The organism is Thermus oshimai DSM 12092 (genome assembly GCF_000373145.1).
GTDB lineage: Bacteria > Deinococcota > Deinococci > Deinococcales > Thermaceae > Thermus > Thermus oshimai.
Genome location: NZ_KB890602.1, coordinates 39,287 through 49,483, shown reverse-complemented (window position 1 = coordinate 49,483; position 10,197 = coordinate 39,287). Strand labels below are relative to the sequence as shown.

Sequence of the window (10,197 nt, the reverse complement as noted above, 5' to 3'; positions counted from 1 at the left end):
TATAGGATGAAAGGGTGGAGCACCTCGCCGACCTGGTGGACCTCTACGAGTACCGGGTGGAGGACCTCCTCTCAGGCCGCACCCCCAAGGGGGGGAAGGGGGCCTTGTTGAAGCTCCGCGCCTTCCTGGCCCAGGCCCGCCTTCCAGGGCCCTTGGCCAAGCGCTTCCGCCAGGCGGACGCCCGCTACCGGGCCCTGCGCCAGAGGGAGGCGGCCCCGCCTCCTCCCCCGGAGCTCCCCACCCTGGAGGCCGTGCCCCTGGAGCCCCCCAAGGGGGAGGAAAGCCCCCTGAAGGCCCTGGCCCTCAAGGTGTGGCGGCTCCTCACGGAGCGCGAAGTCCGGGTGCGGGCCAAGGAGCTCCTCGCGGGAAGGCGGGAGGAGCTTCGGCTCGTCCACGCTTTCCTGCAGAACTTCCTGGAATACAAGGAAAAACCCGAGTTCAAGCGGGACTTCAACCTCTCCCGCTTTGCCCCCACCCACCCCATCCCCTCCCTTTCCGACACCCTGGTGGACCTGGACGACCCCAAGGTGGCCGAGGCCCTCCTCCTGGAGTTTCTGGAAACCGCCCTCCACCTCCCCCAGCACCTCCCCCTCCCCCCAGAGGAAACCCGGCCCTACCTCCGCCGCTTCCTCATGCGCATCCTGGAGTGGGACGGGGCCTACGGCCTCCCCCCCAAGCGGGACCTCCTGGCCCTCAGAAGGGCCCTGGAGGAGGCCCGGCACCTGGGGGCCACGGAGGCCGAGATCGCCCGCCTGGAGGAGCGCCTTAGGCGGGAAGCCCAGGAGGAAAGGCGAAGGGAACTCCTCTTGGAAGAGGAAAGGGGGCGTTTCCGGGTGGCCATGGAAAAGGTCCTAGCCCTCCTCGCCCTCCTCCCCACCCCCCAGGGGGACACCCCCTGGCCCCGGGTGCCGGAAGTGGGGGTGGTGGAGGAGAACCTGGCCACCCTCCCCCTCCGCCCGGGGCGCGTCCAGATCGGGCCTTTGGTCCTCACCCTGGCCCAGGCGGAAGGGGCCTGGCACCTGGGGCTTGGGGGGGAGGACCGGGTCCTGGAGGACACCCTCCTCCTCCCCTTTGAGGACCTCGAGGTCTTTGCGGTGCGGGAGGGGGAGGTGGTCCACCTTCGGCTCGAGGCCCGAAGCGGCCTCCGGCTCTACGAGCTCCTCTCCGAGGGGCGGGTTTTGGCCCTCCTCCTAGACCCGGAGAGGGACTACGCCCACCTCCGCCTCCTAAGGGCCCTTTCCGCCCGGCTCAAGGGGGAGTTCCGCCCGGAGGCCTTCGGCCCCGCCCTGGCCGAGAAGTACCGCCAGGCCCCCCCCGAGGCCCTGCAGGACTTCGCCCGAAAAGGGCTTGAGCTCACCCTCAAGCGGCTCGGGCCCCAGGACCCCGCCCCCTTCCTCCTGGAGGTGGGGGAGGCTTTGGGGCTTAAGGGCGAGGCGGAGGCCCTGGCGGGCGCGCTCAAGGACTACCTGGGCCGCCGTCCCCCCACCCGGGAGACCCTGGGCGGGGAGGTCCACCTCCTGGCCCTCACCCCCGAGCCCCAGGCCCTCCGGGTGGGCCAGACCGTGCTTTCCCTCAGGCTGAAGGAGGACGCGGTCTACGTGGGCCAGGCGGCGGAGGTTCCCAGAAAAGTGGCCGACCTCCTGGTCTACCGCACCGGGGAGGGCACCTTGGTCCTCGCCCGGGAAGGGCGGCGGGTGGCGTACCTGGTCCTGCCCTAAGGTCTGCTATACTGGGCGGGAATATGAAAGCGTTACGGCATCCCGCCTTCTTTCGTTTGATTCTGGCCTATCTGGTTTCCCAGGCGGGGAGCAAGGTCCACCGGGTGGCCCTCCTGGTCCTGGTCTACCTCCTCACGGAAAACGCCCTCTGGGTCTCCCTCACCCTGGGGGTGCAGCTTCTTGGGACGGTGGTCTTCTCCCCTCTCCTCTCCGCCTGGGCCGACACCCAGGACCGGAAGACCCTTCTCGTCTGGTCCGACCTCCTAAGGGCCCCCCTGGTGGCCCTCATCCCCCTTTTGGGCGCCAAGAGCCTCCCCTTTCTCCTCCTCTTGGTCTTCCTCATCGAGCTTCTCCGGGACCTCCACGACCCCATCCAAAACGCCGCCCTCCCGGATCTGGTCCCGGAAGAGGAGGTGGACGAGGCCAACGGGCTGGTCCTCCTTGCGGAAAGGCTCTCCGAGGTGCTCTTCGTGGGGGCCGCGGGGGCGCTGGTGGCCCTGGTGGGGCCGGCCTTCGCCTTCTATCTGGATGCCCTCACCTACCTCCTCTCGGGGGCCATCCTCCTGGGCCTCCCCCCTTTGAGGCCCAAGGCCAAGCCCGCCCTCCCCTTCTTCGCCCGGGTGAAGGAGGGCCTAGGCCACCTGGCGCGCCACCCCGCCATCCGCCGCGCCGTGGGCACCCTCTTCATGGCCGCGGCCTTCGGCTCGGTGGAGACCGCTTTGGGGGTGGTCCTGGCCCTCAAGTGGCTGGGGGTGGGGGCGGCGGGGTTTGGGGCCATGGAGGCGGCCATGGCCCTGGGGGCCATCTTAGGCACCCTGGTGGTCCCCTGGCTCACCCAACGGATGCCCCGCGAACGGGTCTTCCTCTACGGCCTCCTCACCTTTGGCCTCCTCGAGGCCTCGGTGGGGGTCTTCCCCGTCTTCTTCTGGGTGCTCGTGGCCTTCTTCCTGGGGGGGCTTACGAACATCGCCTTCATCGTCCCCGCCCGCTCCATCCTCCAGCTCAACACCCCCCAGGAGATGCGGGGCCGGATCTTCGCCGCCTTCAGCGCGGTGATGAACGGGGCGGTCCTCACCGGCACCATGCTGGGCGGGGCCTTGGAAGGCCAGATCGGGGCCCCCAAGGTCTTCCTCCTGGCGGGGGCCATGGTGAGCCTGGCCGCCCTCTACACCCTCCTCACGGGGGGCATCCCCGCGCCCAAGAAGGCCGGGGCCTAGCCCTCCCCTAGCCAGCGGGCGGCCTCGAGGGCGTAGTAGGTGAGGATGCCCTGCGCCCCCGCGCGGCGGAGGGCGTAGAGGGTTTCCAAAACGGCCCGGCGCTCCTCCAGGTACCCCGAAAGGGCCGCGGCCTTGAGCATGGCGTACTCCCCGGAGACCTGGTAGGCGAAAAGGGGCTTGGCCAGGCGGCCCTTAAGGGCGAAGAGCACGTCCAGATAGGGCAAAGCCGGCTTCACCATGAGGAGGTCGGCCCCCTCGAGGTCGTCCAGATGGGCCTCCCGCAGGGCGTCCCAGAGGCCCGCCCGGGGGTCCATCTGGTACCCGGAGCGGTCCCCGAACTGGGGGGCGCTGGCGGCGGCCTCCCGGAAAGGCCCATAGAAGGCGGAGGCGTACTTCACCGCGTAGGAGAGGATGGGGACGTGGGTATATCCCCCCCGGTCCAACGCCTCGCGGATGGCCCGCACCTGGCCGTCCATCATGGCGCTGGGGGCCACCACGTCCGCCCCGGCCTGGGCCTGGGCCAGGGCGGTTTTGGCGAGGAGCTCTAAGGTGGCGTCGTTGTCCACGTAAAACCCCAAGGGACCTTGGCGCACCACCCCGCAGTGCCCGTGGTCCGTGTACTCGCAAAGGCAGGTGTCGGCGATGAGGAGGAGCTCGGGGAAGGCCTTCTTCAGGAGGCTTAGGGCCCGTTGCACCACCCCGTCCTCCGCGTAGGCCCCCCGCCCCAAGGGGTCCTTGGCGCTTTCGGGGAGGACGCCGAAGAGGATCACCCCCCCAAGGCCCGCCCTCAGGGCCTCCTCCGCCACCTGGGATAGCTCCTTCAGGGGGTAGCGGAAGACCCCGGGCATGGAGGGGATGGGCTCCTTCTCCCCCTCCTCCTTCACGAAAAGGGGCAGGATGAGGTGCCTGGGGGAAAGCTCCACCTCGGCCACCAGGGGCCGAAGCAGGGGGGAGCGCAGGCGGCGCGGCCGTTCCATGCCTCCACTATACTGTCGGGAGGAGGCGAGGCATGAACCTGCAGAAGCTCCTTAAGGAAGCGCAAAAGGCCCAGAAGAAGGCCGCGGAAATCCAGGAAAAGCTGGAGGGAATGGTGGTCACGGGCTCGGCCCAGGGGCTTATAGAGGTGGACGCCAACGGGCACGGGCGGATCCTCCGGGTGCGGGTCAAGCCCGAGGCCCTGAAGGCCTTCGCCGAGGACCCGGAAGGCCTGGAAGACCTCCTCCTGGTGGCCATCCAGGACGCCCAGAAGAAGGCCCACGAGCTTTCGGAAAAGGAGATGGCCCGGGAGCTTGGGGGGGTGGGCCAGGCCTTGGGCAAGCTTTTCTAGATGCGCTACCCCGAAAGCCTCCTCAAGCTTTCCCGCGCCCTGGCCCGCCTGCCCGGGGTAGGCCCCAAGACCGCCCAGAAGCTGGCCCTCTTCCTGGCCTTCCACAAGGAGGAGGCGGAGGGGCTTAGGGAGGCCCTGGAGGGGCTTAAGGCCCTGGGGGTCTGCCAGGCGTGCGGCAACCTGGCGGAAGGGGCGCTCTGCCCCATCTGCCAGGACGAAGGCCGCGACCGGAGGACCATCGCCGTGGTGGAGACCGTGGCCGACCTCTACGCCCTGGAGCGGAGCGGGGAGTTCCGGGGGCTTTACCACGTCCTGGGGGGGGCTCTGAACCCCCTAGAGGGTATCGGCCCCCAGGCCCTGAACCTGGAGGGGCTTTTCCGGCGGCTTCAGGGGGTGGAGGAGGTGGTCCTGGCCACCTCCATGACCGTGGAAGGGGAGGCCACCGCCCTTTACCTGGCGGAGGAGCTCAAGAAGCGGGGGGTCAGGGTGAGCCGACCCGCCTACGGCCTCCCCGTGGGGGGGAGCCTGGAGTACGCGGACGAGGTCACCCTGGGCAAGGCCCTGGAGGGGCGGAGGCCCCTCTAAGCCCCCCCAGAAAAACGATGGAAGAGGTTCTCCAAACCCTGCTGGACCGGGTGGAGGGGGCCTGGGCGGCGGCCCTGGGCACCCTGGACGGGCTTTTGGTGGAGGGGGCGAAGCGGCGGCGGGTGGACCTCGAGGCCGCCATCGCCGAGCACGCGGCCCTTCTCCGCCAGGCGGGGCGGGCCTACGCCCAAAGCCTGGGAAGCCCCCGGGTGGAGGAGCTCCTGGTCCACGGGGGGCATGTGGTAGGCTATGCCAGGATGGTCAGGGGTGGACCGAACGTGAACACGGGGGACCTCTTCCTGCTCCTCCTCCTCCCCCCCGAGGCCAACCTGGGCCAGGCCCGGCTCATGACGGGGTGGGCGGCGGAGCGCATCCTGGAGGCGGCATGGCGTACCTAGAAAGCCTGGCCCCCCTGGGCGTGAAGCGGGCGGTGCTCACCGGCCTGGACGGGCTGGTCATCGAGGCCCTGGGCCGGGGGGCCCCCGCGGCGGAGGTGCTGGCCGCGGAGCTGGCCTCCCTGGTGCGCCACATGACCCCCCTGGCGGAGGCCCTGGGGGGGGAGGTGCGGCGCTTCACCCTGGCCACGGAGGACCAGGAGGTCCTGGCGGTAAAGGTGGGGGGGTACGTGCTGGGGGCGGTGATCGAGCGGGGCATGGACCGCAAGGCCATCGGCAACGAGCTTTCCCGCATCGCCCTGCGCCTAGTGGGACTATAGGAGGTTAGGGGTGGAGGAAGCCTTAAGGGAGCTCAAGGCCGTCCGGGGGGTGCTGGCGGTGGCCCTCCTCTCGGAGGACGGGTTCGTGGTGGAGGAGTTCAAAGAGGAGGGGGCCCCGGAGGCGGACCTCCTCTCCGCCCGCGCGGCCACCGTGCTGGGTACGGCCAAGGCCTTGGGCCAGGCCCTGGGCCAGGAGGGGGTGGAGGAGGTCATGGTAGAGTACCCCGAGGGCACCCTGCTCCTGGTGCCCCTTTCCGGCCACCACCTGCTCCTCTTCCTGGACGGGATGAGGAGCCTAGGCCGGGCGCGGCTTGGCCTGAAGAAGGCCCTGCCCAAGATTGAGGAGGCCCTATGACGGAGATGAAGCTGGACATCAACATAGACAAGGACACGGCCCTGGGCCGGTACACCAACCTGGCCCTCATCGCCCACACCAAGAACGAGTTCATCCTGGACTTCGCCCTCCTCCAGCCCCAGGGCGGGGCCATCGTGGTGAGCCGGGTGATCACCAGCCCCCAGCACGCCAAGGCCCTCCTGAGGAGCCTGGCGGAGAACGTGGCCCGCTACGAGGAGACCTTCGGGCCCATCCCCGAACCCGTGGCGGAAGGGCAGGCCTAGACGATCTGGTACCCGAACCGCCCGCCTAGGACCCCAAGGGCCCCTAGGCGGGCTTCCGTTTCCTCCCGGGAAGAGAGAAGGCCCTCTTCCAGAAGGTAGAGGAGGCCGGAAAGCTCCCCCAGGAGCACGAAGCCGTACCGCCTCCCCTCCTCCTCCCAAAGCCGCTCCATGGCCATGCGGGCCATGCGGTGGGGGACCTTCAGGTAGTGGCCGGGGCCGTGGTGGGCCTTGGGGGCGGGATGGGGGTTTCCGGGCTGGCAGTAGCCGGGGTCCTCGTCCGTAAGCACCCCCCGGCAGGCCAGGGGGCGGTGGGGGTAGACCCCGCAAAGCCCCCCTTCCAGGAGGGGGCAAGGCCGCTTCAGGAGGAAAAAGCGCTCGGGAAAGCGGGGGTCGTCCTTGGCCTCCTTGAGGAGGGCAAGCCGCGCCTGCCCTTCCGCCCGCACCCTCGCCCGCTGGGCCTCGGTGAGGTGGGGGAGGAGGGCCTCCGCCTCGAGGCGGGAGGCGGTCACCCAGCCGTAGCAGCAGGCGAAGCACCCTGCCCGGCAGGACACCCCAAGCCCCTTCCAGGCGAGGAAGTCCCGGATGGCCTCGTCCAGGGCCCGTGCTTCCCGCTCAAAGACCTCCACGAGGAGTAGAGTAAGGGCATGCCCGCGCCCTTTCTAGAACCCCTGGAGCCGGGGCTGCCCCCGGCGGTGTCCGCCTGGGTCAAGGGGCTTAAGGAGGTGGAGGCCCATCTGGGGAAGTGGGCCTTCGACCTTCCCGAGGAGGCCTTCTGGTGGCGGCCCAAGGAGGGGGTGAACCCCATCGGCGGCCTGGTGCGCCACATTGCGGGAAGCTCCCTGCGCCTCGCCGCCTACGCCCTTCCCCTGGCCCTTCCCGAATGGGCGAGGAAGGGGCGGGAGTGGGAGCTTTTGGGCGAGGCGGAGCCCAAAGAGGAGGTGGCGGCCCGCTTTAAGGAGGCCTGGGGGGCCATTCTGGAGGCCCTAAGGGGGCTCAAGGAGGAGGACCTTCCTGCCCCCGTGCGGGTGGGGAGCCAAGGGGTGGAGGCCCCGAGGGTTCACGTCCTCCACCACCTGGTGGAGCACGCCCAGCACCACGCGGGCCAGATCATCTACGCCCGCAAGCTCCTGGGGGTAGGATAGGGGCATGGAACGCATCGGCCTGCGCGCGGCACCCAGGCTTTCCCTCGAGGCCCTAAAGGAGGCCCTCCGCGGCCTGAAGCTCCCCGAGACCAAGGTCTACCTCATCACCGACTGGCAGGACCGGAGGGACAAGGCCCGCTACGCCCTCCTCCTCCACGGGAAGAAAGACCTCCTCATACCGGACGCCTTCGGCCCCGCCTTCCCCGGGGGGGAGGAGGCCTTAGCGGAGGCCATCCGGCTTTTGGAGGCGGGGGGTGCGCGCAAGTTCTACGAGGCGGTGGTGGCCCCGGGGGAGCTCACCGCCCTTCTCAGCCTGCCCCCTGAGGAACTCCTGAAGCGGGTCCAGGCGGTGGCCAACCCCGCAGACCCCGGCCTCTACCGCCGGGCGGCCTAGGCGTAAAGGGCCCTAAGCCGGGCGGCCTCCCCTGCCAGGGCGGGAAGGCGGCTTAGGTCCACCCCGGTGGCAAGGCCCCGCGCCTCCAGGTGGGGCAGGAGGAGCTCCGTGGGGAGGTTCCCCACCAGCTCGTCCCCGGCGAAGGGGCACCCCCCCACCCCCGCCAGGGCCCCTTCCAGCCAAAAGACCCCGGCCTCGAGGGCAGCCTCCGCCTTTTCCCAGGCCTCCTCCCGCCGGGCGTGGAGGTGGGCCCCGATGCCCTCGGGGCCGAAGCGCTCCACCACCGCCCCCAAGACCTCCCGGATCCGCCCCGCGTCCGCCACCCCGTAGGTGTCCGCCAGGGCGATCTCCCTCACCCCCAGGGCCCTAAGGCGCGCCACGGCCTCCACCACCATCCCCACGTCCCAGGGGTCCCCGTAGGGGTTGCCGAAGGCCATGGAGAGGTAGACCACCAGGCCCAGCCGCCCCTCCACCGCCTTCGCCATGGCCTCCACCAGGGGCCAGGACTCCTCCAGGCCCCGGTTGGTGTTCCTCCGCTGGAAGGTTTCCGAAAGGGAGAGGGGGTAGCCCACGTGGGTGAGGTTTTTGGCCCTCAGGGCGCGCTCCAGACCCTTCTCGTTGGCCACGATGGCCAGGTAGGTCCGGCCCTGGGGAGGGGGGAGGGCGGCCAAGACCTCCTCCGCGTCCGCCATCTGGGGGACCCACTTGGGGGAGACGAAGCTCGTGAGGTCCAGGTGGCGGAAGCCGGCCTCCAGGAGGGCCTTCAGGAAGGCCACCTTTTCCTCCGTGGGGATAAAGCGGCGAAAGCCCTGCCAAGCGTCGCGGGGGCACTCCACGTAGCGGATCATCCTCCCTCCAAAAGGCCGCGGGCGTGGGCTAGGGCGGCCTCCGTGTACTGGCCGGAGAGGAGGCGGGCGAGCTCCCGCACCCTGGCCTCCCCCTCCAGAAGCTCCACCCGCACCCCCTCCCCCTCCTTCACCACCCGGAAGTGGCGGTCCGCCTTGGCGGCGATCTGGGGCAGGTGGGTCACCACCAAGACCTGGCGGCGTTGGGCCAGGCGGGCCAGGCGCTCGGCCACCCGCCAGGCGGCCTCCCCCCCAAGCCCCGCGTCCACCTCGTCCAGGACCACCGTGGGGGCCTCGGCCCCCGTGAGGAGGGCCAGGGCCAGGGCCAGGCGGGCGAGCTCCCCGCCGCTGGCCCCCGAGAGGGGCCCTGGGGGCAGGTGGGGGTTGGCGGAGAAGCGGAAGGCCACCTCCTCCAGGCCCGAAGGCCCGGGCTCGGGGAGGGGGATGAGCTCCACCAGAAAGCGGGCCTGGGCAAGGCCCAAGACGGCAAGCTCCTCCCCCATGGCCGCCTCCAGCCGCCTCGCCGCCTCCTGCCGGGCCCGGCCCAGGGCCTCCCCCCTGGAGCGCACCTCGGCCCAGGCCGCCCCTAGGGCCTCCTCCAGGGCCTTAAGCCTTTCCTCCCCCCCCTCCAGGCCCCTAAGCTCCTCCTCCAGCCTTTCTGCGTGGGCCAGGACCTCCTCCAGGGTGGGGCCGTACTTGCGCTTCAGGCGCTCCAGGAGGGCGAGCCGGGCCTCCAGGGCCTCGAGGCGCGCGGGGTCCGCCTCCAGGCCCTCCAGGTAGGCCTCGAGCTCCACCGCCACCGCCCGCACCGCCCTGAGGGCCCCTTCCAGGTCCTGAAGGAGAGGCTCCAGGCCCCCGTCCACCCGGGCCGCGGCCTGGAGCTCCCGCGCCGCCTGAGCCAGGAGGTCGGCCCCGCCCTCCTCCGTAAGGAGGGCGTAGGCCCGCCCGGCCCGGGCCCTTAAGGTCTCCAGGTGGCGCAGGCGGCGGGCCTCCCCCTCCAGGGCCTCGTCCTCCCCGGGGGCGGGCTTGGCCTCCCGGATCTCCTTGAGCTGGAAGCGGAGAAGGTCCTCCCGCTCCGCCTTCTGCCTTAAAGCCCTTTCCAGGGCCTCCTTCTCCGCCAGAAGGGCCCGGTGGCGGGCGTAGGCCTCCCGGTAGGCCGCCTTCAGGGCGGGGTCCAGGAGGGCGTCTAGGGCCTCCTCCTGCCGCTTGGGGCGGAGGAGGGCGAAAGCCGCGTGCTGGGCGTGGAGGGAGGCCCAGCGCTCGGCCTCCTCGGCCAGCTCCCTGAGGCTCACCACCTCCCCGTCGATGCGGGGGGTGGAGCGGGCCCCCACCCGGCGGGAGAGGACCCGTTCCTCCCCTTCCCCCTGGAAGAAGGCGGTGACCAGGAGGCTATCCCCGAAAGGCCCTACGAGCCCTTCGGGCTTTCCCCCAAGGAGGAGGGCCAGGGCGTCCACGAAGAGGCTCTTCCCCGCCCCGGTCTCGCCGGTGAGGACGTTGAGGCCGGGGGCGAGGTCCAAGGCGGCCTCCCGTATGACGGCGAGGTTTTGCACCTCGAGGCGGCGGAGCATCCGCCTCCCATTCTAAAGGCCCCCGGACCCGGAATGCGCAGCGATCCTACGGATTTTCTGCTATCCTG

Annotated in this window: 14 protein-coding genes; 10 read left to right on the top strand and 4 right to left on the bottom strand. The window is 70.6% G+C overall.

The window, feature by feature from the left end:
- The first annotated feature begins 14 nt into the window (after nt 1-14).
- Together B043_RS0100370 and B043_RS0100365 are read left to right on the top strand one after the other, a co-directional pair.
- The gene (locus B043_RS0100370; RefSeq protein ID WP_018460515.1) at nt 15-1,718 is read left to right on the top strand and encodes a hypothetical protein; all 1,704 of its coding nucleotides are present in this window, start codon (nt 15-17) and stop codon (nt 1,716-1,718) included.
- Nucleotides 1,719-1,741: 23 nt separating this feature from the next.
- Nucleotides 1,742-2,935 carry an MFS transporter gene (locus tag B043_RS0100365; protein ID WP_026234051.1) on the top strand — a complete coding sequence of 398 codons (1,194 nt, stop codon included), beginning with the start codon at nt 1,742-1,744 and terminating at the stop codon, nt 2,933-2,935.
- Here the strand turns inward: B043_RS0100365 and hemB are convergent.
- Nucleotides 2,932-3,912: a porphobilinogen synthase gene (gene hemB / locus B043_RS0100360; protein WP_018460513.1), complete on the bottom strand. Its 981-nt coding sequence runs from the start codon at nt 3,910-3,912 to the stop codon at nt 2,932-2,934. The two genes, B043_RS0100365 and hemB, sit on opposite strands and share 4 nt — an antisense overlap.
- 32 nt (nt 3,913-3,944) lie before the next feature.
- Here hemB and B043_RS0100355 point away from each other — a divergent pair, with 32 nt between their 5' ends.
- The 6 genes from B043_RS0100355 to B043_RS0100330 are packed head-to-tail and all read left to right on the top strand — an operon-like array spanning nt 3,945 to nt 6,180.
- On the top strand, nt 3,945-4,262 hold the full coding sequence (locus tag B043_RS0100355; protein WP_016328617.1) for a YbaB/EbfC family nucleoid-associated protein: 318 nt from the start codon (nt 3,945-3,947) through the stop codon (nt 4,260-4,262).
- Nucleotides 4,263-4,847: a recombination mediator RecR gene (gene recR, locus B043_RS0100350; RefSeq protein ID WP_016328616.1), complete on the top strand. Its 585-nt coding sequence runs from the start codon at nt 4,263-4,265 to the stop codon at nt 4,845-4,847.
- A gap of 17 nt (nt 4,848-4,864) precedes the next feature.
- On the top strand, nt 4,865-5,245 hold the full coding sequence (locus B043_RS0100345) for a roadblock/LC7 domain-containing protein (RefSeq protein ID WP_016328615.1): 381 nt from the start codon (nt 4,865-4,867) through the stop codon (nt 5,243-5,245).
- Complete coding sequence (locus tag B043_RS0100340; protein WP_016328614.1) at nt 5,233-5,562, top strand: roadblock/LC7 domain-containing protein; 330 nt, start codon at nt 5,233-5,235, stop codon at nt 5,560-5,562. Before B043_RS0100345 ends, B043_RS0100340 begins: the two co-directional genes overlap by 13 nt.
- A 10-nt stretch (nt 5,563-5,572) precedes the next feature.
- Nucleotides 5,573-5,917: a roadblock/LC7 domain-containing protein gene (locus tag B043_RS0100335; protein WP_016328613.1), complete on the top strand. Its 345-nt coding sequence runs from the start codon at nt 5,573-5,575 to the stop codon at nt 5,915-5,917.
- Nucleotides 5,914-6,180 (top strand): DUF3467 domain-containing protein, encoded by a 267-nt coding sequence (locus tag B043_RS0100330; RefSeq protein ID WP_016328612.1) that lies wholly within the window; start codon nt 5,914-5,916, stop codon nt 6,178-6,180. Before B043_RS0100335 ends, B043_RS0100330 begins: the two co-directional genes overlap by 4 nt.
- Here B043_RS0100330 and B043_RS0100325 read toward each other — a convergent pair.
- Complete coding sequence (locus B043_RS0100325; RefSeq protein ID WP_016328611.1) at nt 6,177-6,806, bottom strand: YkgJ family cysteine cluster protein; 630 nt, start codon at nt 6,804-6,806, stop codon at nt 6,177-6,179. The two genes, B043_RS0100330 and B043_RS0100325, sit on opposite strands and share 4 nt — an antisense overlap.
- Nucleotides 6,807-6,824: 18 nt before the next feature.
- On the opposite strand from B043_RS0100325, the gene B043_RS0100320 reads away from it, so the two are divergent.
- On the top strand, nt 6,825-7,322 hold the full coding sequence (locus B043_RS0100320; RefSeq protein ID WP_016328610.1) for a DinB family protein: 498 nt from the start codon (nt 6,825-6,827) through the stop codon (nt 7,320-7,322).
- 4 nt (nt 7,323-7,326) lie between these two features.
- Nucleotides 7,327-7,716 (top strand): DUF3197 domain-containing protein, encoded by a 390-nt coding sequence (locus B043_RS0100315; RefSeq protein ID WP_018460512.1) that lies wholly within the window; start codon nt 7,327-7,329, stop codon nt 7,714-7,716.
- On the opposite strand, the gene B043_RS0100310 is transcribed toward B043_RS0100315, so the two are convergent.
- Complete coding sequence (locus B043_RS0100310; RefSeq protein WP_018460511.1) at nt 7,713-8,564, bottom strand: hydroxymethylglutaryl-CoA lyase; 852 nt, start codon at nt 8,562-8,564, stop codon at nt 7,713-7,715. The genes B043_RS0100315 and B043_RS0100310 overlap by 4 nt on opposite strands.
- Nucleotides 8,561-10,129 (bottom strand): DNA repair protein RecN, encoded by a 1,569-nt coding sequence (locus tag B043_RS0100305; protein ID WP_018460510.1) that lies wholly within the window; start codon nt 10,127-10,129, stop codon nt 8,561-8,563. Before B043_RS0100305 ends, B043_RS0100310 begins: the two co-directional genes overlap by 4 nt.
- Between the last annotated feature and the right edge of the window lie 68 nt (nt 10,130-10,197).